The organism is Pseudomonas sp. 008, from assembly GCF_016861935.1.
Lineage (GTDB): Bacteria > Pseudomonadota > Gammaproteobacteria > Pseudomonadales > Pseudomonadaceae > Aquipseudomonas.
In genome coordinates this window covers 86522-107229 of the sequence record NZ_BOMA01000004.1, presented here as the reverse complement: position 1 = coordinate 107229, position 20708 = coordinate 86522, and the positions used below count along the sequence as shown (strand labels likewise).

Sequence of the window (20708 nt, the reverse complement as noted above, 5' to 3'; positions counted from 1 at the left end):
ATACAAGTCAAAGTGGATTTGGCTGAGCTGTTATTATCCGCCGTATCTATTCAGTACGGATTGATCCATGTCCTCTCGCGAAATCCGCATCGCCACCCGCAAAAGTGCTCTGGCCCTATGGCAGGCCGAATACGTCAAGGCTCGTCTGGAACAGGCCCATCCGGGCCTGCTCGTGACACTGGTGCCCATGGTCAGTCGCGGCGACAAGCTGCTCGATTCGCCCCTGTCGAAAATCGGCGGCAAGGGCCTGTTCGTCAAGGAGCTGGAAACCGCGCTGCTGGAAAACGAAGCCGACATCGCCGTGCACTCCATGAAAGACGTGCCGATGGACTTCCCCGAAGGCCTCGGTCTGTTCTGCATCTGCGAGCGCGAAGACCCGCGCGATGCATTTGTCTCCAATACCTTCGCCAGCCTGGATGAGTTGCCGCCAGGCAGCATCGTCGGCACCTCCAGCCTGCGCCGCCAGGCTCAGTTGTTGACCCGTCGCCCGGATCTGGAAATCCGCTTCCTGCGTGGCAACGTCAACACGCGCCTGGCCAAGCTCGATGCCGGCGAATACGACTCCATCATCCTCGCTGCGGCGGGTTTGATTCGTTTGGGCTTCGAACACCGCATCACCTCGGCCATCAGTGTCGATGACAGCCTGCCAGCCGGTGGCCAGGGCGCGGTCGGTATCGAGTGCCGTAGCGCCGACACTGAGATTCATGCACTGCTCGCGCCGCTGCATCATCAGGATACGGCCATCCGCGTGACCGCTGAACGTGCCCTCAACAAACATCTGAATGGCGGCTGCCAGGTGCCGATCGCCTGCTACGCCGTGCTTGAAGGCGAGCAGATCTGGTTGCGTGGCTTGGTGGGCGATCCGAACGGCGGCCTGCTGCTCTGCGCCGAGGCCCGAGCGCCACGCAGCGAGGCCGAGGCCCTGGGCGTGCAAGTGGCCGAAGACCTGCTGAGTCAGGGCGCCGACGCCATTCTCAAAGCAGTCTATGGCGAGGCTGGGCACGAGTGACTGGCTGGCGCCTGCTGCTGACGCGCCCTGCGGATGAATCAGCGGTGCTTGCCCGTGTGTTGGCTGACGCGGGGGTTTTCAGTAGCAGCTTGCCGCTTTTGGACATCGAGCCGATGCCGGCCTCTGCCACAATGCGCGCAGTGATTCAGGACCTGGATCACTATTGCGCGGTGATCGTGGTCAGCAAGCCGGCCGCCAGAATCGCTGTCGAGCTGCTCCACCAGCATTGGCCGCAACCACCGGTTCTGACGTGGTTCAGCGTCGGCGCGGCGACGGCACAGATCCTCGAAGCTAACGGGCTGGATGTGAGCTTCCCGGCCGACGGTGATGACAGCGAAGCCTTGCTTGAACTTCCACGGTTGCGCGAGGCTATCGCCCGTCCCGAGCCACGGGTGTTGATCGTGCGTGGGGAGGGTGGGCGCGAGTTGCTGGCTGAGCGTTTGCGCGAGCTTGGTGCTAGTGTCGAGTATCTGGAGTTGTACCGACGCGGCTTGCCGCAGTACCCACCGGCAGCGTTGCCTGAGCGGATCGAGGCGGAACGCTTGAATGGGCTGGTGGTCAGCAGTGGACAGGGTTTTGAGCACCTGCACCGATTGGCTGGCGATGCCTGGCCGATCATGGCGCGGTTGCCGTTGTTTGTTCCAAGCCCCAGGGTCGCCGAGCTGGCACGCGCCGCCGGGGCCCAAACAGTTGTGGATTGTCGTGGCGCCAGTGCCGCGGCCTTGCTGACGGCGTTACGGGAGCACCCCGTACCCGTTTTCTAATGCAAAGGATGGATACGTGAGCAAAACAGCCTTGCCTAAAGATGACGTCCAGCCGGTGCTCGATGCGCCGGTAGAAGCACCGGTTGTAACCGGGCCACCTGCTACTGAGCCGCGCCGAGGCAATGGGCTGGCAATCGTCGCGCTGCTGTTGGGCGCTGCCGGTGTTGCCGTAGGCGGTTGGGGAGTCTGGCAGGTGCGTCACCTGCAAGCCAATAACCTGCAACAGTTGAGTCAGGTACAGGCGTTGAACGATCAGGCGCAGAGCCTGAAGCTCAACGAGCAGCGTCTGACCGCTCGCCTCGAACAGATGCCTGCCGCCGAAGAGCTCGATGCGCGCAGTCGCCTGGTCACTCAACTTCAGGGCGATCAACAGCGTTTGAATCAACGCCTGGAAACCGTCCTCGGTGCCAGCCGCAAGGATTGGCGTCTGGCCGAGGCTGAGCATTTGCTGCGACTGGCCAGCCTGCGTCTGTCGGCCTTGCAGGACATCAGCAGTGCCCAGGCCCTGGTGCAGGGTGCCGATGAGATACTCCGTGAACAGAATGACCCGGGGGCTTTTGCCGCTCGCGAGCAAGTGGCCAAAACCCTGGTGGCCCTGCGCAGTACTGAACAGCCGGATCGCACCGGGTTGTTCCTGCGACTGGGTGCCTTGCGCGATCAAGTGATCAGCCTCACCGAACTGGCGCCCGAGTACAAGGACCGTGGCGAATCCCTGCTGGGCCTGACGGCCGATGGCGACGGCGCCAGTCGCTGGGCGCAATGGTGGGATCAGATCTCGCGTTACATCCGAATCGATTTCAACGCCGACAAGAATGTCCGTCCGTTGCTGGCAGGGCAGAGCCTGAGCCAGGTGCGTCTGGCCCTGAGTCTGGCGCTGGAACAGGCGCAGTGGGCCGCGCTCAACGGTCAGGCTGCGGTTTACACTCAGGCGCTGACCGAAGCGCGGGACGTGCTCAAGGGTAACTTCAACCCGGACAACCCTCAGAGCAAGATCATGCTGGAGCAGGTGGCCGAGTTGAGCAAACAGCCAGTCACGGTGGTCACGCCGGATCTGACAGGCACGTTGAGCGCCGTCCAGGCTTACCTTGAGCGACGCAACGTCAACGCCGAGGACTCAGTGAAACCTCTAGCCAAACCTGCCGCGAACACTGCGCAGGAGGCCACACCATGAAGCGTCTCTATGTGATCGTGTTCGTGGTCATCGCTGCCGCCGCCGCGTTGGGGCTGGCGATTGCCGAGCATTCCGGCTATGTGCTGATCGCCTACAAGAGCTTCCGTTACGAATCGAGCCTGTGGGCAACCCTGGCCTTGGTGGCCGTGCTGTGGCTGGTGTTCTGGGGCATCAAGGCGCTGGTCGAACTGGTGACGACTTCCGGTGGGGTGGTCAACCCATGGTCGCGGCGCAATCGCAGTCGACGGGTGCAAGTGGCGATCGAGCACGGCCAGCTGGATTTGGCCGAGGGCCGCTGGGCCAGTGCGCAGCGTCACCTGTATCGCGCGGCAGAAGCCGAACGTCAGCCGCTGCTCTACTACCTGGGTGCTGCCCGCGCCGCGAACGAACAAGGTCTCTACCAGGAAAGCGATAACTTGCTGGAGCGCGCTTTGGAGCGACAACCCCAGGCCGAGCTGGCGATTGCCTTGAGTCATGCCCAATTGCAGACCGACCGCGGCGACACCGACGGCGCCCTGGTCACACTGCAAGCCATGCATGAGCGTCATCCTCATAACGTCCAGACCCTGCGCCAGTTGCAACGCCTGCATCAGCAGCGGGGCGACTGGTCGGCAGTGATTCGTTTGCTGCCGGAGTTACGCAAGGACAAGGTGCTGCCGCCAGCCGAGCTGGCTGAACTGGAGCAACGCGCCTGGGGTGAGAATCTTTCGTTGGCGGCGCACCGGGAAGAGGACGGAACGGTCGGTTTGCAGTCGCTCGCTCGTGCCTGGCAGCAGCTCACCGCGGCTCAGCGGCAGGAACCGCAACTGGTGCTGGCCTATGCCGAGCAACTGCGGCAACTGGGCGCGCAGGTCGAAGCCGAAGAGGTTCTGCGTACGGCTCTCAAGCGCAAATACGACAGTCATCTGGCACGCCTGTACGGTCTGGTTCGCGGTAGCGATCCGGCCAGGCAGCTGCACACCGCTGAAGGTTGGCTCAAGGATCATCCTGCCGACCCGAGCCTGTTGCTGACGTTGGGCCGTTTGTGTCTGCAAAGCAGTCTGTGGGGCAAGGCCCGGGACTATCTGGAAAACAGTCTGCGTGTGCAGCGTAATCCTGAAGCCTGCGCCGAACTGGCGCGGTTGCTGGCGCAATTGGGTGACACCGAACGCAGTAATCAGTTGTTCCAGGAGGGCTTGGGCCTGCTGGACGAGCGCTTGCTGTCGGCTCCGCTGCCGGTGCCGGCTCATGCTTGATGCCGGCCTGTAGCCGCTGCCGGAGGCTGCGTTCGGCTGCGCAGCAGTCGTAAATCAGGCGTCGCAGTCGGAACAGGTGAGTCGTGTTAAATCGATTACGACTGCTGCGCAGCCGAACGCCGGCTGCGCGAGCTGCCATGGGGGGAGTCGTTCGTCAGGGCAATCCAACCGCTCCGAGTCTGCCACTGTTTTTGCCTTGTAGTCCTTGTCTGGCAAAGTCCTACAGCGGACTACATCTTATCCTCTCGACTCTGTCGGGAATTCCCTACACTTCTGGTGAAGTGTCCGTGCTGGCCTGCCTTGAAAGGCTGTTGCGCTTTCCTCTACCGTAACCGCTTGTCTCTACAGTTACGGAAAAGCCATGTCTTTGGCCTGCTCACGCTCCTTGTTTTTCATGGTTTTCATTGCAGGTGCCCTGGCCTTGGGCGTTTCCTATTACCTGGAATATGCGGTCGGCCTCAAGCCTTGCGGGTTGTGCCTGTTGCAGCGGGTTTGCCTGGCGCTGCTCACGGGTGTCTGCCTGACGGCTTCGGTGCAGGGGCCTGGTCGCTTGGGATCATTCCTGTATTGGCTACTGGGTCTGCTATGCAGTGTGGCGGGTACCGTCACGGCGTGGCGGCAGGTTGTGTTGCAGAGCGATCCGGTGCATCAGCTTTCGGCATGCTCGCCCAACCTGACTGATCTGTTTGCCAGTACACCCTGGTTGTGTGCCGTGCAACGGTTGTTCAAGGGAACCGCCGACTGCGCGGAAATTTCCTGGACGCTGTTCGACCTGAGTATCCCGGAATGGAGCCTGTTGTTCTTCGTTGCGATGATGATTCTGGGCGGGTATCAATTGCTGCGCCTTGTCTGGATCGCGTGTCAGCGACCGCTCAGCGACGAGTCGTCGCACCGGGTATTGGCGGGCGATTAAACACTTGTATGAACTTTATCTCCTGCGTACCTTGAAGCCATAGGCGCGCGGGCATAATCTGGCCCGCACGTATCATTGGAATTATGTTGCTCGTTGCTGTTCTGCCTGACCAAGACCGGATGTGCCGAGTCTTGGGGGCAGGCGTAGAACGGCATGACCCATTAGGGAAGAGAGATCGCCATGTTAGATAGTTGTCAGAATGCTCAGGAACGCTGGGGTGGGGTTCATAAGCTCATTGACCGCTGGCTACAAGAGCGTGAAGAGTTGGTAAAGTCGTTCCACGACTTGCGAAATGCCAAACCGGCTTTTGCCGACAAGTCCTTGAACGGTCGGTTCTGCGAGATTCTTGTCGATTACGTTTCTGCCTGGCACTTCGAAGTGAGTGAGCATCTGGTCAATGAGGCCAAGGCCTTTGGCGACGATGGCGGCCTTGAACTGGTGAAGCAGATCAACCCGCGTATCGACGTGAGCACCGAGATGGCGCTGTCGTTCAATGATCATTGTCACAAGGGTGACTGCAACGACACCGAGCGTTTCGCCGAAGCGCTGGAAAAGCTGGGCAGCCAACTGCGTGAACGCTTCGAACTGGAAGATTGCCTGATCGAAGTGCTGCACACCGCCCACAAGGAAGAGAGTTCGGTTCAGGCCTGACCCTTTCCCGGCTAGACACTGAAAACGGTGCGCAATGCGCACCGTTTTTCGTTTCCGGCATTCAGCTTGTAGCACCACGCAATTCGACTTCGAATACCAGCGGCGTGAACGGCGCGATCAAGTCGCCGGCACCGTCGGCGCCATAGGCTTGCGCTGATGGAATCACCAGGCGCCATTTCGCGCCGACCGGCATATTTTGCAGCGCGCTACGCCAGCCGCTGATCACACTATCAAGACTGAACCACTGCGGCTGACTGTTCTGATCGAACACGGTGCCGTCAGGTAGGCGACCGATATACAGCACCTGGACTTTGCCGTTCGGTCCTGCCTTCGCGCCGGTTCCGGGAGCCAGCTCGGTCAGCAATACTCCATCTGCCAATTGACGGACGCCGGGTTTGGTTTTTTCCTCATCGAGAAAGCGCCGCTCTTTTTCGAGGGCAACTTCACTTTGCGCGACGGCGGGTTGCTCGGCGACCTGGGCTTCGTGCTCGGCAAGAATCTGTTCGATCTGCTCGTCTTTCAGCGCCAGCGGCTTACCTTGGTAGGCTTGCTGCAAGCCTTCGAGCAGCGCCTGAAGTTGCAGGTCCGGAACCTCCTGGCGCAAGCGTTCGCCAAGGCTTGCACCCAAGCTGTAAGCGAGATCGTGAGCGTCATTTGTGGCGGTTTTTTCAGCGGCCTGGACCACGGAAAAAAACATGCACAGCGATAAAAAAAGGTAGCGCGACATAGGCACTCTCCGACCTGAGATGCGCAGGATTATGCCAGTGTGAATGCTCTCGAAGGTGAACTGGTTTTGCGTAAGCGCAGAACATTTTTACTTCGTTGCAACGCAGCGCTTTCGATACTGTCAACATGCCCTAGCGGCGGTTGCAGCAGAGGTCTAGTATGAGCCGCATTCACGTCAGCCAGGAGGTAAACCATGTCGGCCACCAAGAAGCCAGTAAATACTCCGTTGCACTTACTCCAACAACTCTCGGGCAGCCTGCTCGAGCATTTGGAAAACGCTTGTTCCCAAGCCTTGGCTGATGCTGAAAAACTGCTCGCCAAACTGGAAAAGCAGCGCGGAAAAGCGCAGGAAAAACTGCATAAATCCCGCACCAAATTGCAGGACGCTGCGGCGGCCGGCAAAGCCAAGGCACAAGCCAAGGCCAAAGATGCGGTGAAAGAACTTGAGGACCTGCTCGACGCCCTCAAGGCTCGTCAGTCCGACACTCGCAGCTACATCCTGCAACTCAAACGCGACGCTCAAGAAAGCCTGAAACTGGCCCAGGGTGTCGGTCGTGTCCAAGAGGCTGTCGGCAAGGCGTTGTCCCTGCGTTCGGCCAAGCCAGCCGCGGCACCTGCGAAGAAAGCCGCTGCCAAACCGGTTGCTGCAAAAGCACCGGCCAAGCCTGCTGCGGCTCCTGTTAAAAAAACCGCCGCCAAAGCACCGGTAAAAGCTGCAGCGAAACCAGCCGCAAAACCTGCGGCGAAAAAACCAGTCGCTGCCAGCGCTGCGAAACCAGCAGCTAAAACGACAGCTGCCAAACCTGCCACTAAGCCAGTCGCTGCCAAAACAGCTGCCGCTAAACCCGCTGCAAAAACCACGGCTGCCAAACCCGCCGTGGCGAAAACTGCAGCTGCCAAACCGGCTGCAAAACCGGCCGCTAAACCTGCTGCAAAACCAGCAGCCAAAACTGCCGCCGCCAAACCAGCTGCCAAACCTGTCGCGGCTAAAACCGCTGCAGCCAAGCCTGCTGCAAAACCGGCGGCGAAACCTGCTGCAAAAGCTGCAGCCAAACCCGCCGCTAAGCCGGCTGCCAAAACTGCTGCTGCGAAACCTGCCGTTGCTGCCAAGCCAGCGACTGCCGCCAAACCAGCTGTAGCGAAACCAGCAGCCAAACCTGCCGCTGCCAAACCGGTTGCAAAACCTGCCGCCAAGCCAGCAGCAAAACCGGCTGTGAAAAAGCCAGTCGTTGCTGCGAAGCCGACTGCCGCACCTGTTGTCAAGCCAGCAACCCCGGCTCCTGCCCCGGCTGCATCGGCTTCACCGGCTCCGGTAGCCACTACCTCGACAGCTTCGCCTGCGCCAACGCCAGCCGCATCGTCGAGCACCAGCACTACCCCAACCAGCGCTTCCTAAGTGCCGGTTACCGCGACGCGCAGCTGATGCAGCGCGTCGCGGTTCAGGTTGGCAGCGCCTGCTGCCATACCTTCCAGCCAGGCCGTTAGATCGGTCGCTTCACACTGCGGCCAACTCTGTGCCAAACGCTCCAGTCGCAGCAACAAATGCCTTTCGGCTTCCATCTCCAGTGTCTTCACTTGTTCGCGTAAATCATCCAGACCGGCATCCTCGCCGGCAGCGGCTTTCCATTGCTGGCGCAAGGTGCGCAACGGTTGCACGACATCCGCGTCCCAAGGCCCGGCTACATCGCCTAGCAGCTGCAAGCGTTGTTCGTTGCAGGCGACTCCACGTTGCCCCAGCCACAATCCACAGAGCAGCAGGCACACATTCACACCCGCTGCCTGTAATTGCAGGCAGGCGTGTTCAACGCCGGGACGGGCGTAAGTGTCGAGGGAAAAGCTCCACAGGTCAGAGGACATAGTGCTACTCGCGCCAGTTGCGAGCGAAGCTGGTAGACTCCGCCGCCATTATGATTCGACTTCAGAACCTGACTTTACAGCGTGGCCCGCAACGTCTGCTAGAAGACGCCGAGCTGACCCTGCACGCCGGCCACAAAGCCGGCCTCATCGGTGCCAATGGCGCCGGCAAATCGAGCCTGTTCGCCTTGCTTCGGGGCGAGCTGCACCCGGACTCGGGTGACTGCTTCCTGCCGGCTGACTGGCGCATCGCCCACATGCGCCAGGAGGTCGACACCCTCGAACGCCTGGCGGTCGACTACGTGCTCGATGGCGACCTGCGCCTGCGCCAGGTGCAACGCGACCTGGCGGCGGCCGAAGCAGCCCATGACGGCGCCGCTCAGGCCCGCCTGCACTCGGAACTCGACAGCGCCGATGGGTACACCGCCGATGCCCGGGCTCGCAAGCTATTGGCGGGCCTTGGGTTCACCAACGAGCAAATGGACCGGCAAGTAGGAGATTTCTCCGGTGGCTGGCGGATGCGTCTGAATCTGGCGCAGGCTTTGATGTGCCCTTCGGACCTGTTGCTGCTCGACGAACCGACCAACCACTTGGACCTCGACGCCATCATCTGGCTCGAAGAGTGGCTCAAAAGCTACCCCGGCACTTTATTGCTGATTTCCCACGACCGGGACTTCCTCGATGCCGTGGTCGATCACGTAGCTCACGTCGATCAACGCAAGATCACCCTGTATCGCGGCGGTTACACCGCGTTTGAACGGGCCCGTGCCGAACGTCTGGCACAGCAACAGCAGGCGTACGAGAAGCAACAGGCGCAGCGTGCGCACATGGAAAGCTACATTGCCCGCTTCAAGGCCCAGGCCACCAAGGCCCGTCAGGCCCAGAGCCGGATCAAGGCGCTGGAGCGGATGGAAGAACTGTCCGCCGCGCACGTCGACTCACCGTTCGACTTCGTCTTCCGCGAATCGCAGAAGATTTCCAGTCCGCTGATCGACCTGTCGGATGCACGCCTGGGTTACGGCGACAAAACCGTGCTGGAGAAGGTCAAGCTGCAACTGACCCCTGGCGCGCGCATCGGTTTGCTCGGCCCCAACGGTGCCGGTAAATCGACCCTGATCAAGAACCTCTCCGGTGAGCTCGAACCATTGGCGGGCCGACTGACCCGGGGCGAGAACACCGTGGTTGGCTACTTCGCCCAGCATCAACTGGATTCCCTCGATTCCAAGGCCAGCCCGTTGCTGCACTTGCAGCGCCTGGCGCCGACGGAACGTGAGCAGACCCTGCGTGATTTCCTCGGTGGTTTCGACTTCCGGGGGGCGCGCATCGATGAGCCGGTGTTGAATTTCTCCGGTGGCGAAAAAGCGCGACTGGCCCTGGCACTGATCGCCTGGGGCCGGCCGAACCTGTTGCTGCTCGACGAACCGACCAACCACTTGGACCTGGAAATGCGCCTGGCGCTGACCATGGCCTTGCAGGAATTCAGTGGTGCGGTTCTGGTGGTCTCCCACGATCGTCATTTGCTCAAAAGCACCACTGACAATTTCTATCTGGTGGCAGACGGCAAGGTCGAGGAGTTCGACGGCGACCTGGAAGACTACACCCGTTGGCTGGTGGAGTACCGTCAGCGCAACGTGCCGGTCAGCAACACCCCGGTCAACCCGGACAAGACCGACAAGAAAGCCCAGCGCCAGGCCGCCGCCGCGTTGCGCCAGCAACTGGCACCGCATAAGCGCGAGGCCGACAAGCTCGAAGCCGAGTTGGGCAAGCTGCACGAGAAACTGGCGAAGATCGACGTCAGCCTCGGCGACAGCGATATTTACGAGCCGGCACGCAAGAACGAATTGCGTGATCTGCTGGCCGAGCAGGCCCGGCTGAAGGTGCGTGAAGCCGAGCTGGAAGAAGCCTGGATGGAAGCGCTCGAATTGCTCGAAAGCATGCAGGCGGAGCTGGAGGCGCTGTCTTGATGGAGGCCTTCAAGCTGCCGTTGCCGGCGATGTGGGTCGAGCCGCTCTGGCTGGTCGTGCAAATCCTGCTGATCCTGCTGGCCGGCTATGTCGCTCAGCGCGTCGTCGCCAAATGCCTGACTCGCCTGGGCGAGCGCTACCCGTTCCCGCCGCAGTTCTTGATGCCGCTGCGCGGTGGTTTGCGTTGGCTGATCATGGGCAGCGCGCTGATCTTCGTGCTGGAACGCCTTGGGGTGTCGGCCACAGTGCTCTGGACCGCGTTGTCCGGTTTCGTGGCGGTGGCTGCCGTGGCGTTTTTCGCCATGTGGAGCGTGCTGTCCAACCTGTTGTGCGCGATCCTGATCTTCACCGTCGGCCCATTCCGAATCGGCGATGTGGTCGAGCTGGTGGACACCACCGACAAGCCCGGCGTCAAGGGCCGGGTGGTGGCGATCAATCTGCTCTACACCACGCTGATCGAAGCCGAAGAACTCGGTACCGGAAGTGCCATGGTGCAAGTGCCCAACAGCTTGTTCTTCCAGCGCTCGGTTCGACGCTGGCGCGGTACTGATGTATTCCCTTCAAACGGGTCCGAAAAACAGGCTCGATAGGACGCTACCGCCATCAACGCTGGTCGGCAGTCACTCTGTCCTGCAAAAAATCGATAGTCATTGGCCGTAAGGCGCATTAGCGTAGACGTTTGTCACGAGTCTGAGTCGAGGTGTGCGATGCTGCTTCAAACATGGCTGGCATTTTTTGCCGCCTGCTGGGTGATCAGTCTTTCCCCCGGTGCCGGCGCCATTGCGTCGATGTCCAGCGGTCTGCGCTACGGTTTCTGGCGCGGTTACTGGAACGCCCTGGGCCTGCAACTGGGCCTGGCGTTGCAGATTGCGATTGTCGCTGCCGGTGTCGGTGCGATCCTCGCGGCCTCTGCCACTGCCTTTTATGTGATCAAATGGTTCGGCGTAGCCTACCTGGTCTACCTCGCGGTCAAGCAATGGCGCGCGCTGCCCAATGAGATGAACGACGACGCTGCCATTCGGCAGATCGGCAAGCCGATGGCGCTGATGTTCCGCGGTTTTCTGGTGAACGTCAGCAACCCCAAGGCCTTGGTGTTCATGCTCGCGGTGCTGCCGCAATTCATCGATCCCCACGCGCCGCTGGTGGCCCAGTACCTGATCCTTGGCGTGACCATGATCTGTGTCGACCTGATCGTCATGGCCGGCTACACCGGGCTGGCGGCCAAGGTCCTGCGTTTGTTGCGCACGCCCAAGCAGCAGAAACGCATGAACCGCACTTTTGCCGGGCTGTTCATCGGCGCGGCGGCATTCATGGCGACTTTGCGCAAAGCAGCGACATAAAAGCTTCAGGCACAAAAAAGGCGACCCGTCGAGGTCGCCTTTTTCATTTGTGGCGAGGGGGCTTTTGTGGCGAGGGAGCTTGCTCCCGCTCGGCTGTGCAGCAGTCGTAAAACCGGCTGATGCGGTTTGCCTGATGTGACCGGCGGAATGGTTTTGGGGCCGCTGTGCGGCCCAACGGGAGCAAACTCCCTCGCCACAGGGTGGCCAGCCATATATCAGTGCAGAATCACCGGCGCCGTATCCCGCGGCAGGTTATTACGCAACGGTGCCTGCCCCGGCTGCTCGTAACCGCCACCACCGAGCTGTTGGCTCAGTTGTGAAGCCACGTCTTCACCCAACGCCTTGGACACGTCACGCACTACCCGTGGGCGGTTCAGGGAAACCCGGATGTCCCGGCCATTCACCAGTTTGGTGTCCTGACCTTCGCCCATCGCCGTGAAGGCCGAGGTGATCTCGAAGGTCTTGGTGTTGATCAGGCTGAAGTCCGCCACCAGCGTCAGCCCCAGCACCGCCGAATAGCTGTCGGTATTGGCCAACTCGTTCATGTCGCGGGTGAAGTCGATGTCTGACACGGTGCCGAACAGCACATAGTCGGCACCCTTGAAGCTACCGGCCTTGATGCGCTTGATCACGTCATACACGTCGCCTTTGGACGATGCCGTGTAAGGCGTGCCCTGCACCAGCTGGAACATGCCGGTGCGCAGGATCTCGCCCTTGATGTCGCCGGTGAATTTGCGCAACTCGCCTTGCTCGATGTAGCTGCTGGTGGCTTCGTACTCTTCGTAACTGGATGAACCACTGGCGCCGTAATAGCTCTGGCTATGGTTACTCTGTGCCGAAACAGTGTGGACGTATTGCTCCACGCGCTCCTGGTACGCCAGATCCGCTACTGCAACTTTCGGGGCCGCTTGCACGCTGAACGCGCAAGCCAGGGCCATCATGCCAATCCATGTGCGCATCGATTAACGCTCCGTGGTTTTGCGGATCTCTTTTTCGTCCATCCACTCGGCCAGACCGCTTTCAACGTCGATCAATTGCAGGCTGAATTTGTAGAAGACATCCTTGTAGTCGCTGCTGCGCTTGACGATCGAGCTGATCGAACCTTCAAGACGGTATTGGGCGGCAATCATGTTGCCGGTCTTGGCCACGGTGCTCTTCTTGTACAGGCCGCTCTGGTTTTGCAGCTTGAGCTGGTCTACCTGGCTCTGCATTGCGGTGTTGTCGCTGGCGAAACGGGCGACGCCGGACTTCATCAGCTGGGTCTTGATGCTGGTGGTGATTTCGCGGGTATCGATGTACTCGCTGGTCTTGTTCTTCACGTCGTAGACCTGAACCACCGGACGGCCTTGCAGGATGCCGGACTGTGCCAGGGAGCGGGTCATGGATTCGGCGATCATCTGCAGGTCGGTGGAGCCGAACTCGTTGGTCACGGTTTCAACCGCTTTGGTGTCGCCGTAGCTGATGTTTTTGCTGCCCAGCGTCGGCGAAGTGTTGGCGCAACCGCTGGCCAGGAGGGCGATGACGGCGATGAACGAAAAGCGTGCAAACATGGGAATGCTCTCTAGAACTGAACGAATAGGTGTCGGGCTTAAGGCGTTTTGATTTCGAGGCGGAAATCCACGGCTTTGGCGGTTGGCGCAATGGCCTGGATGAAACTGGTCTGCTCGCCATACATCATCTGGCTTTTCCAGGTTTCTTCTTCGGCAACCGGGAAACCTTCAGGGCCGAGCCAAGCAAAACGGTAGTAGAAGGTCTTGTTGTTGTAGCTGGTGTTGCTCAGCTGTGCGTTGACCGTCATGAAGCCGTTTTCCCGGGCCACGCGCATGGCGCCGACCACGATGTTCTTGAGCTTGCCCATGGCCACGACCTTGCTGGCAGCGCTGCCTGGCTCCGGTGGTGGCGGGGTGGCGCAGCCGGCCAGCAAGGCCAGGGCGACGACAGTGATGAGTTTGAAGCGCATGCAAAGACTCCGTTCTTAAGGTTGTTTGAGGCTGGCCACGGTGGTCGGGTTGGCGCTCGGGATCACATGAGCGGCCAGGCCGCTGGCGAACACCTTGTTGCCCACGGCACGCAGGCTGATGACCTGATAGCGCTGATCGACGGTGACCTTGACCACCGAACCACCCGCGGCGCTCGGCAGGGAGACTTGGTGCTCGCCTTTCTTCAAGCGCAGACGCACTACCTGAGTAGTGTCCGGCAGGGTTCGCCACGTACGGGTATCGGCACCTTCGAGCACGGCTGAAGAGATGCCGACCGCCAGGCCTGCCAGCGGGTTGGTTTCGTTGATTTTCTTCTGCGCCACGCCTTTGGTCACGGCACGGACGGTGGTGCGCAGGATGATGCCCGGCATGTCATCACGCAGCGCGCGGCGGGACATGGCGGTGGTGCTGTTGAGTTGCGTCAGGTTCACCTGCTGACCGTCCACGCCGATCTGGGCGAAGGGCGCGGTCGAGGTGTCCGGTTTGATGATCGGGAACGACAGCGGTGTGATCACCAGCTGGTTGCTGATTGGCAATGGCAGCGGAATGCGGATCGAGTCGCGGGACGGCGCCAGGCCGCTTTGCACGACGATCAGGATGTCGCTGTCGTCGTCCTTGGCGGGTTTGTCCAGGTTCACGAGTGCCTGTTCCAGCAGCGGGGTGTTCGGGCGCAACTCGGCAGCTTTGCGATAACCCGGCGCAGCCAGGTCTTTCTCGCCCAGGGCTTCATAGACGAAACCGGCCAGGTAATGACTGAACGCACTCTGGTAGCTGTTTTTCAGGCTGACCACTTCTGGCGCGTCGAGGCTGGCCACCGGATAACCCTGGAGGTCCTTGTACTGGGTTTTGACGCCTTCCTTCTCGGCCTGCTCTTCGCTCTTGAGGTATTCCTTGTCGCGCAGGTCGGCGATCACCGCTTCACGTTCGTGAGTTTTCTTGATTGCGGTGCGCGCGCCGTCGAAGTCATTCACCGCCAGCAGGTTGAGGGCCATCTGCGTGGTCAGCATGACTTTTTCGTAGTCGTAGCCTTCGTAGCGACGGACTTTGTCATTGACCAGGAAACTGCCGAACTGAGCCAGGTACTTTTCGGTGTCGAGTTTGACCGCGTCTTCCCATTTGCCCACCACCTGATCGGCGCTGGTCCAGGCGTTCTGGCTGCCGGACAAGTCGCCCTTGGCGCGCAGCAGTTCACCCTTCTCGAAGTAATAGAGCAGGTCTTTGTCGGTGCCGGTGTTGTTCTTTTCCAGCAGGCTCAAGGCAGCGTCGACGTTGCCGGCAGCCAGTTGCTGGTTGGTTTGTGCCAGTTCGGAATCGTAGTTGCGAAAAGCCGAACAGCCGGAGAGCAAGGTGACAGCGCTGAGCGCGATCGAGGTAAGGGCGCGGGAGGCCATAGGGGTACTTCTTCCCTGAGTGTAAGCAGCCGCGTGCTGGTCGGGCTGTTGGGACCCATCGACAGGGGGACTGGCGTCCTGCCAATTCCTCATAAAAAGAGGAGCTTAAATGCCGTATCGCGATAACGAGGGCGCGGCATTATAAACAGGGGTGGTGGCCATGTAATGGCTTTTTGAGGGCGTTTTTTTGATTGATGCCATCATTCATTTCAAGTCTGGGGTCCGATGAAATGGTGTGCTGCAGCTCGTTACCCGCAAAACCCGAACACAACAAAGCTTGAGCGAAACTCATTGGAAGTGAACAATGTGTTACTTCGTATTTCCATTTGAGATTTATTCATGACTGGCTCCTCTCGTTTTCTGGCGTGGCTCGTGCTGCCGATGATCGCGTTCTGCAGCTTCAATGCGCTGGCCGAAACCGCAGAGGGTGCGCCCAAGGCCTTGCATTTGCTCGATTACATTGCCGCCGATTACCCGACGGCGGTCGAGGGAGGCAAGGTTATTGATGAGGCTGAGTATCTCGAACAACAGACATTCCTGGGGGAGCTGCAAGGGTTGATCGCCGATTTGCCGGCCAAACCTGAACGTTCCGAACTGGAGCAGGGCGTCAACGGTCTGCGCACCGCGATCGCCGCTCGCAAGGACGGCGCGGACGTCACCCGTCAGGCGCGGCAACTGGGGGCAAAACTGGCGGTGACCTATGAAGTCAGCCAGGCTCCGGTCATTACCCCGGACCCGACCCGCGGTGCGCCTCTGTATGCCCAGCAATGCTCGGTGTGCCATGGCGATACGGGCACCGGTGACGGCCCGGCAGGTGTCGGCATGACGCCACCGCCGACCAATCTGCGCGATGCTGCGCGACTGGACCGTCTGAGCCTCTACGCGCTTTACAACACTTTGGGCATGGGCGTCGAAGGCACTGACATGCCGGCCTTCGCCGATCAGCTGGATGATCGTCAGCGTTGGGACCTGGCGACCTACATCGCCGGCTTGAGCGCTGATGCTGCCGCGGCAAAATCCGAAAAAATCTACAACATCGCCGACCTGGCACGTCAGACGCCAGCCGAAGTGCAGGCCGTCGAAGGTCCGCAAGCGGCCGCGACCTTCCGCGCGCAACGAGCGCAACCGCCGCAGGTCAAGCGTGGCCCGGGGCAATTGCTTGAATACACGGCGGCCACGCTGGACAAGAGTATCGCCGCCTATCGCGCCGGCGAGCACGATCAGGCCTATGACCTGTCGGTTGCGGCGTACCTGGAAGGCTTCGAACTGGTCGAAAGCTCCTTGGACAACGTCGACGCCAACGTGCGCAAAGACACTGAAAAGTCCCTGATGGCTTACCGTCAGTCGTTGCAGGACGGCTTGCCGGTGGCCCAGGTCGAGCAACGTCTGGAAGTGGCCAAGGCCAAGCTGAAAGAATCCGCTGGCCTGCTCGGTAGCGATGGCTTGAGTTGGTCGCTGAGCTACATTTCCGGTCTGTTGATTCTGTTGCGCGAAGGTCTGGAAGCCATTCTGGTGCTCGCGGCGGTCCTCGCGTTCCTGCGCAATACCGGGCAGCAATCGGCGGTGCGCAGCGTCAACATCGGTTGGGGCCTGGCGCTGTTGGCCGGGCTGGCGACCTGGGCGGTGGCGGCATATGTGATTGACGTCAGCGGGGCCCAGCGTGAGCTGCTGGAGGGGGCCACTGCGCTGTTTGCCAGTGTCATGGTGCTCTGGCTCGGTGTATGGATGCACGACCGTCGCCACGCAGCGGCCTGGCAGGATTACATCAAGAGCAGCCTGGTGAGCGGCGGTGGGCGTTTCGGGTTTGCGATCCTGGCGTTCTTCTCGGTGTATCGCGAACTGTTCGAAGTGATCCTGTTTTACGAAACCTTGTGGTTGCAGGCGGGGCCTGCAGGGCATAACGCCGTAATGGCTGGCGGCGCGACGGCGCTGGTTATGCTGGTCGGTCTGGCCTGGGTGATTCTGCGCGGCTCGGCAAAACTGCCGCTGGCACTGTTCTTTGGCATCAATGCCGGTTTGCTGTGCGCGTTGTCGGTGGTGTTTGCCGGCCATGGCGTGAAGGCGTTGCAGGAAGCAGGGGTTTTCGGCACGCGGCCGGTACCGTTCTTTGACTTCGACTGGTTGGGGATCCACGCTGACGCGTATTCGCTGAGTGCCCAGGCTGTGGCGATCATTGCGATCATCGTGCTGTACAGTCGCAGCCGGATGGCCGAGAAGCGGCAGTTGCCGGCTTCTTAAAAGCATTCGCTGCGCTCATATTCGCGGGCAAGCCTCGCTCCTACAGGTCTGCGTCGTGCACATATTCCACGAACGACATAAATCCGTAGGAGCGAGGCTTGCCCGCGAAGATTTTTTGAAGAGGTAAAAACAATGCGCGTGTGGATCGATGCCGACGCCTGCCCTCGGGCAGCCAAGGATCTGGTGGTGAAGTTCGCCCTCAAGCGCCAGTTCGAAGTGGTACTGGTGGCCGGTCAGCCGCAGATCAAGCCGGGCCTTGCGCTGGTGAAACTGATCGTGGTGCCCAGCGGCCCGGATGCCGCCGACGATTACCTGGTGGAACACGCGGTGCCAGGGGAGTTGGTGATTTGCAGCGATGTGCCGCTGGCGGATCGGCTGGTGAAAAACGGCGTTGCGGCGCTGGATCCGCGGGGCAAGGAGTTCGATGCGCAGAACATGGGCGATCGACTCGCGGTGCGTAACCTGTTCACCGACTTGCGCGAGCAGGGGCAGATGAGCGGCGGCCCGGCGCCGTTCGGCGACCGCGAGAAACAGGCGTTCGCCAATGCGCTGGACCGGATATTGACCCGGTTGTCGCGTAAAGCTTGAGCAAGACGGTAATGATCGTTCCCACGCGGAGTGGGAACAATCACGAGTGTTACTCGTCGTTTTCGTGGGTCAGTTCCAGTACGCGGTCGACCAATTTGTTGATGCCGGAAGCGGCTTCGCTGATCGATTGCGCGAGCATGTACGCCGGCGTGCTCACCAGCTTGCGCGCCTTGTCTTCGACAATGTCGGTCACTGCGCACTCGGCGTGGGTGGCGCCCATCTTGTTCATCGCGGCGGCGGTATCGGCATCGTTGCCGATGGTGCAGGTCACGCCCGGGCCGTAGATTTTTGCCGCCAGGGCCGGCGAGATGCAGATCAGCCCCACCGGTTTGCCAGCCTCGGCGAACGCTTCGGTCAACGCCAGGACGTCAGGTTGAACGCTGCAGCCGGCGCCTTCGACGGCAAAGTTCGACAGGTTCTTGGCCGCCCCGAAACCGCCGGGAACGATCAGCGCATCGAAGTCTTCGACGTCCGCTTCACGGATATCCTTGATGTTGCCCCGGGCGATACGCGCCGATTCCACCAGCACGTTGCGCGATTCGGGCATTTCTTCGCCAGTCAGGTGGTTGACCACATGCAACTGCGCGATGTTGGGTGCAAAGCACTGCACCTGGGCGCCGCGCTGGTCCAGCCGCAGCAGGGTGATCACGCTTTCGTGGATCTCGGCGCCGTCGTACACGCCACAGCCGGAAAGGATCACTGCAATTTTTTTGCTCATGGGCTTTTCTCCAGATTCATGGCGTTAAATGTCCACTAATTTGTCACTCGTTGCCATAGGGTTAATTCGCGGCTACACCTAATCTCTGCTGAACGATTCCGATCAGGTCGCGTCATGAACTTCATTCTGTATGCGGTGCCGTTTTTCTTTGTGCTGATTGCGGTCGAGTTGTTGGCCGACCGTTGGCGCGGGGTGAGCAATTACCGCGTGGCAGACGCGATCAACAGCCTCAGCACCGGCGTATTGTCGACTACCACGGGCCTGTTGACCAAAGGTGTCGGCCTGGTCACTTATGCCTTCGCCCTGGAACATCTGGCGTTGATCGAGCTGTCGGCCGACAGTGTCTGGGTCTGGGTGTTTGCATTCGTCTTCTACGACTTCTGCTACTACTGGCTGCACCGGATGGGCCATGAGCGCAACATCCTCTGGGCCGCGCATTCGGTGCATCACCAGAGCGAGGACTACAACCTCTCCACGGCCCTGCGCCAGACCAGCACCGGGTTTCTGTTGAGCTGGATTTTCTACCTGCCCCTGGCCGTGCTCGGCGTGCCGCTGCTGGTGTTCGTCAGCGTTGCGGCGTTGAACCTGCTGTACCAGTTCTGGGTGCATACCCGGCATATTCCCAAGCTTGGCTGGTTCGAGTGGTTCTTCGTCACACCGTCCAATCATCGGGCTCACCATGCACAGAATGCTCTCTACATGGATCGCAACTACGGCGGGGTGTTCATTATTTGGGACCGTCTGTTCGGCTCGTTCCAGGAAGAGGACGACAACGAACCGGTGATCTTCGGCGTGACCACGCCGCTAGCGAGCTGGAATCCGGTGTGGGCGAACGTGCAGTTTTACGCGCAGTTGTGGGATGACGCCCGGCGCGCCGAGCGCTGGTGGGACAAGCTGCGGATCTGGTTCATGCGCACCGGTTGGCGGCCGGCGGACGTGGCGGCCAAATACCCGATGAACAAGCCGGACCTGGCTCAGTTCCGCAAATTCGAGGTGCCGCTGGACGGACGTCAGCAGTGGTATGTGGCGCTGCAGTTCTGCGCCTACATCGCCTTGGGCAGTTACTTGATGAATTTGGAGCAGAGCCTGCCGACCGCAGCCCTGGTGTTGGGTTGGGGCGCCGTGGCGTTGGGGTTGTTCGTGTTGGGCGCAGCCCTGGAGAATCGCCCGCAGGCGTTGAAGCTGGAGCTATTGCGGCTGGTGTCGAACCTGCCGCTGGTGTGGCTGGCGCCGATGGTCGGGCTATGGCCGGGCAGCGCGTTGGGCTGGGTGGTGCTGCTCAGCTACAGCCTGCTCAGCGGCATCGGTCTCTACTGCTGTAGAAACCGCGTCACTCGATGGGCGTCGTAGGTTCGCTGGACTTGGCCTGTTCGGCTTTCAGCGCCTGCTCATCGGCATAGATCTTCTTCGCCAGGCGGGCATTCTTGAAACGCCGCCGCAGCCACAGCACAAAGCCCAGAACCAGCAGGGCGCCCAGCACCCACAGCTCGTATTTCTTGACGCTGCCCAGCATGCCTTCGAGCACCGCGCCGAAGTGATACGCGGCAGCGGCCAGTGCGGCGGCCCAGATCGCCGCGCCAATCCCGTTGAGCAGCAGATAGCGTCCTGGCGGGTAGCCCGACAGACCGATCGCCACCGGCATCACGGTGCGCAAGCCATAGACAAAACGGAAGCTCAACACCCAGATGTCCGGGTGCTTGCGGATATGTTCCAGCGCCCGATCGCCCATCAATTGCCAACGCGGTTTGCGCGCCAGTAATTTGCGCCCGTGCTTGCGCCCCAGGAAGTACCACAGCTGATCGCCGGCATAACTGCCGAAGAACGCCACGACCACCACCAGGTTGATGTCCATGTACCCACGGAACGCGAGGAAGCCTGCGAGTACCAGAATGGTTTCGCCTTCGAAAAACGTGCCGAGGAACAGGGCAAAGTAGCCGAAGTCATGTAGGAATTGTTGGAGCATTGTCTGGGTGCTGGCGAAATGAACGCGCAGCCTAACCCTTCGTGCACATTCATGAAAGTGTCCAAATGTGTCTCGACGTGAACATTTCCTACAAGGACAATGGAATGCGGCTACCTGTCACAGGGGTGCACACAACTGTCATACGTTGGTCATAATGGCCGCTTATAACTGTCACGCTCGCCCGCCAGCGCGGGCTCAGGAGTC

General features: G+C 60.5%; 21 protein-coding genes. 13 read left to right on the top strand and 8 right to left on the bottom strand.

What is annotated here, in order from left to right; genetic code table 11:
- Window positions 1–67: 67 nt before the first annotated feature.
- The 6 genes from hemC (at window position 68) to JUI81_RS09855 (ending at window position 5743) form a co-directional block, all read left to right on the top strand.
- Window positions 68–1009, top strand: coding sequence for a hydroxymethylbilane synthase (gene hemC, locus JUI81_RS09880; protein WP_204124180.1), 942 nt, complete (start codon window positions 68–70; stop codon window positions 1007–1009).
- Window positions 1006–1773: a uroporphyrinogen-III synthase gene (locus JUI81_RS09875; RefSeq protein ID WP_019580506.1), complete on the top strand. Its 768-nt coding sequence runs from the start codon at window positions 1006–1008 to the stop codon at window positions 1771–1773. The genes hemC and JUI81_RS09875 overlap by 4 nt, the downstream gene beginning before the upstream one ends.
- 16 nt (window positions 1774–1789) lie before the next feature.
- Window positions 1790–2944, top strand: a complete 1155-nt coding sequence (locus JUI81_RS09870) for a uroporphyrinogen-III C-methyltransferase (protein WP_019580507.1) — start codon at window positions 1790–1792, stop codon at window positions 2942–2944.
- Complete coding sequence (locus JUI81_RS09865; protein ID WP_018927545.1) at window positions 2941–4179, top strand: heme biosynthesis protein HemY; 1239 nt, start codon at window positions 2941–2943, stop codon at window positions 4177–4179. The genes JUI81_RS09870 and JUI81_RS09865 overlap by 4 nt, the downstream gene beginning before the upstream one ends.
- A 361-nt stretch (window positions 4180–4540) precedes the next feature.
- Window positions 4541–5092 (top strand): disulfide bond formation protein B, encoded by a 552-nt coding sequence (locus JUI81_RS09860; protein ID WP_019580508.1) that lies wholly within the window; start codon window positions 4541–4543, stop codon window positions 5090–5092.
- 180 nt (window positions 5093–5272) lie between these two features.
- Window positions 5273–5743, top strand: coding sequence for an Rsd/AlgQ family anti-sigma factor (locus JUI81_RS09855; RefSeq protein ID WP_019580509.1), 471 nt, complete (start codon window positions 5273–5275; stop codon window positions 5741–5743).
- A 61-nt stretch (window positions 5744–5804) separates the two neighbouring features.
- Here the strand turns inward: JUI81_RS09855 and JUI81_RS09850 are convergent, their stop codons facing one another.
- A complete protein-coding gene (locus JUI81_RS09850; RefSeq protein WP_028939135.1) occupies window positions 5805–6470 on the bottom strand; it encodes an FKBP-type peptidyl-prolyl cis-trans isomerase in 666 nt (221 codons plus the stop codon).
- A gap of 192 nt (window positions 6471–6662) precedes the next feature.
- Between JUI81_RS09850 and JUI81_RS09845 the strand changes: the two genes are divergently transcribed.
- Window positions 6663–7865 carry an AlgP family protein gene (locus JUI81_RS09845; protein ID WP_204124179.1) on the top strand — a complete coding sequence of 401 codons (1203 nt, stop codon included), beginning with the start codon at window positions 6663–6665 and terminating at the stop codon, window positions 7863–7865.
- Here the strand turns inward: JUI81_RS09845 and JUI81_RS09840 are convergent.
- Window positions 7862–8326, bottom strand: coding sequence for a TIGR02444 family protein (locus tag JUI81_RS09840; protein WP_204124178.1), 465 nt, complete (start codon window positions 8324–8326; stop codon window positions 7862–7864). The genes JUI81_RS09845 and JUI81_RS09840 overlap by 4 nt on opposite strands.
- A 50-nt stretch (window positions 8327–8376) precedes the next feature.
- On the opposite strand from JUI81_RS09840, the gene JUI81_RS09835 reads away from it, so the two are divergent.
- The 3 genes from JUI81_RS09835 (at window position 8377) to JUI81_RS09825 (ending at window position 11627) form a co-directional block, all read left to right on the top strand.
- On the top strand, window positions 8377–10287 hold the full coding sequence (locus JUI81_RS09835; RefSeq protein WP_019580513.1) for an ATP-binding cassette domain-containing protein: 1911 nt from the start codon (window positions 8377–8379) through the stop codon (window positions 10285–10287).
- Window positions 10287–10877 carry a mechanosensitive ion channel family protein gene (locus JUI81_RS09830; RefSeq protein ID WP_018927552.1) on the top strand — a complete coding sequence of 197 codons (591 nt, stop codon included), beginning with the start codon at window positions 10287–10289 and terminating at the stop codon, window positions 10875–10877. Before JUI81_RS09835 ends, JUI81_RS09830 begins: the two co-directional genes overlap by 1 nt.
- Before the next feature lie 117 nt (window positions 10878–10994).
- The gene (locus JUI81_RS09825) at window positions 10995–11627 is read left to right on the top strand and encodes a LysE family transporter (RefSeq protein WP_019580514.1); all 633 of its coding nucleotides are present in this window, start codon (window positions 10995–10997) and stop codon (window positions 11625–11627) included.
- A 215-nt stretch (window positions 11628–11842) separates the two neighbouring features.
- On the opposite strand, the gene JUI81_RS09820 is transcribed toward JUI81_RS09825, so the two are convergent.
- Genes JUI81_RS09820 through JUI81_RS09805 form a run of 4 tightly spaced genes read right to left on the bottom strand, consistent with a single transcriptional unit; the run spans window position 11843 to window position 14997 of the window.
- Window positions 11843–12586, bottom strand: coding sequence for a hypothetical protein (locus JUI81_RS09820; RefSeq protein WP_019650133.1), 744 nt, complete (start codon window positions 12584–12586; stop codon window positions 11843–11845).
- 3 nt (window positions 12587–12589) lie between these two features.
- The gene (gene lpoB, locus JUI81_RS09815; RefSeq protein WP_007941608.1) at window positions 12590–13177 is read right to left on the bottom strand and encodes a penicillin-binding protein activator LpoB; all 588 of its coding nucleotides are present in this window, start codon (window positions 13175–13177) and stop codon (window positions 12590–12592) included.
- Window positions 13178–13215: 38 nt separating this feature from the next.
- On the bottom strand, window positions 13216–13587 hold the full coding sequence (locus JUI81_RS09810) for a YcfL family protein (RefSeq protein ID WP_018927555.1): 372 nt from the start codon (window positions 13585–13587) through the stop codon (window positions 13216–13218).
- A gap of 15 nt (window positions 13588–13602) precedes the next feature.
- Window positions 13603–14997: a COG3014 family protein gene (locus tag JUI81_RS09805; protein WP_204124177.1), complete on the bottom strand. Its 1395-nt coding sequence runs from the start codon at window positions 14995–14997 to the stop codon at window positions 13603–13605.
- A 339-nt stretch (window positions 14998–15336) separates the two neighbouring features.
- On the opposite strand from JUI81_RS09805, the gene JUI81_RS09800 reads away from it, so the two are divergent.
- A complete protein-coding gene (locus tag JUI81_RS09800; protein WP_204124176.1) occupies window positions 15337–17235 on the top strand; it encodes an FTR1 family protein in 1899 nt (632 codons plus the stop codon).
- Window positions 17236–17367: 132 nt separating this feature from the next.
- The gene (locus JUI81_RS09795; protein ID WP_019580518.1) at window positions 17368–17823 is read left to right on the top strand and encodes a YaiI/YqxD family protein; all 456 of its coding nucleotides are present in this window, start codon (window positions 17368–17370) and stop codon (window positions 17821–17823) included.
- Between the two features lie 49 nt (window positions 17824–17872).
- On the opposite strand, the gene elbB is transcribed toward JUI81_RS09795, so the two are convergent.
- Window positions 17873–18541, bottom strand: coding sequence for an isoprenoid biosynthesis glyoxalase ElbB (gene elbB / locus JUI81_RS09790; protein ID WP_018927560.1), 669 nt, complete (start codon window positions 18539–18541; stop codon window positions 17873–17875).
- Window positions 18542–18655: 114 nt separating this feature from the next.
- On the opposite strand from elbB, the gene JUI81_RS09785 reads away from it, so the two are divergent.
- Window positions 18656–19891: a sterol desaturase family protein gene (locus JUI81_RS09785; RefSeq protein ID WP_204124175.1), complete on the top strand. Its 1236-nt coding sequence runs from the start codon at window positions 18656–18658 to the stop codon at window positions 19889–19891.
- Here the strand turns inward: JUI81_RS09785 and JUI81_RS09780 are convergent.
- Entirely contained in the window at window positions 19872–20504 is a 633-nt protein-coding gene (locus JUI81_RS09780) for a DedA family protein (RefSeq protein WP_018927562.1), read from the bottom strand. The genes JUI81_RS09785 and JUI81_RS09780 overlap by 20 nt on opposite strands.
- Between the last annotated feature and the right edge of the window lie 204 nt (window positions 20505–20708).

What these genes read in the sequence shown, in the direction of transcription:
- hemC (WP_204124180.1), top strand. Translation starts at nt 68, where the DNA reads ATGTCCTCTCGCGAAATCCGCATCGCCACCCGCAAAAGTGCTCTGGCC.
- JUI81_RS09860 (WP_019580508.1), top strand. Translation starts at nt 4,541, where the DNA reads ATGTCTTTGGCCTGCTCACGCTCCTTGTTTTTCATGGTTTTCATTGCA.
- JUI81_RS09810 (WP_018927555.1), bottom strand. Translation starts at nt 13,587, where the DNA reads ATGCGCTTCAAACTCATCACTGTCGTCGCCCTGGCCTTGCTGGCCGGC.
- JUI81_RS09825 (WP_019580514.1), top strand. Translation starts at nt 10,995, where the DNA reads ATGCTGCTTCAAACATGGCTGGCATTTTTTGCCGCCTGCTGGGTGATC.
- JUI81_RS09805 (WP_204124177.1), bottom strand. Translation starts at nt 14,997, where the DNA reads ATGGCCTCCCGCGCCCTTACCTCGATCGCGCTCAGCGCTGTCACCTTG.
- JUI81_RS09855 (WP_019580509.1), top strand. Translation starts at nt 5,273, where the DNA reads ATGTTAGATAGTTGTCAGAATGCTCAGGAACGCTGGGGTGGGGTTCAT.
- JUI81_RS09850 (WP_028939135.1), bottom strand. Translation starts at nt 6,470, where the DNA reads ATGTCGCGCTACCTTTTTTTATCGCTGTGCATGTTTTTTTCCGTGGTC.
- JUI81_RS09795 (WP_019580518.1), top strand. Translation starts at nt 17,368, where the DNA reads ATGCGCGTGTGGATCGATGCCGACGCCTGCCCTCGGGCAGCCAAGGAT.
- JUI81_RS09785 (WP_204124175.1), top strand. Translation starts at nt 18,656, where the DNA reads ATGAACTTCATTCTGTATGCGGTGCCGTTTTTCTTTGTGCTGATTGCG.
- JUI81_RS09835 (WP_019580513.1), top strand. Translation starts at nt 8,377, where the DNA reads ATGATTCGACTTCAGAACCTGACTTTACAGCGTGGCCCGCAACGTCTG.
- lpoB (WP_007941608.1), bottom strand. Translation starts at nt 13,177, where the DNA reads ATGTTTGCACGCTTTTCGTTCATCGCCGTCATCGCCCTCCTGGCCAGC.
- JUI81_RS09820 (WP_019650133.1), bottom strand. Translation starts at nt 12,586, where the DNA reads ATGCGCACATGGATTGGCATGATGGCCCTGGCTTGCGCGTTCAGCGTG.
- JUI81_RS09780 (WP_018927562.1), bottom strand. Translation starts at nt 20,504, where the DNA reads ATGCTCCAACAATTCCTACATGACTTCGGCTACTTTGCCCTGTTCCTC.
- JUI81_RS09830 (WP_018927552.1), top strand. Translation starts at nt 10,287, where the DNA reads ATGGAGGCCTTCAAGCTGCCGTTGCCGGCGATGTGGGTCGAGCCGCTC.
- elbB (WP_018927560.1), bottom strand. Translation starts at nt 18,541, where the DNA reads ATGAGCAAAAAAATTGCAGTGATCCTTTCCGGCTGTGGCGTGTACGAC.
- JUI81_RS09845 (WP_204124179.1), top strand. Translation starts at nt 6,663, where the DNA reads ATGTCGGCCACCAAGAAGCCAGTAAATACTCCGTTGCACTTACTCCAA.
- JUI81_RS09865 (WP_018927545.1), top strand. Translation starts at nt 2,941, where the DNA reads ATGAAGCGTCTCTATGTGATCGTGTTCGTGGTCATCGCTGCCGCCGCC.
- JUI81_RS09800 (WP_204124176.1), top strand. Translation starts at nt 15,337, where the DNA reads ATGACTGGCTCCTCTCGTTTTCTGGCGTGGCTCGTGCTGCCGATGATC.
- JUI81_RS09840 (WP_204124178.1), bottom strand. Translation starts at nt 8,326, where the DNA reads ATGTCCTCTGACCTGTGGAGCTTTTCCCTCGACACTTACGCCCGTCCC.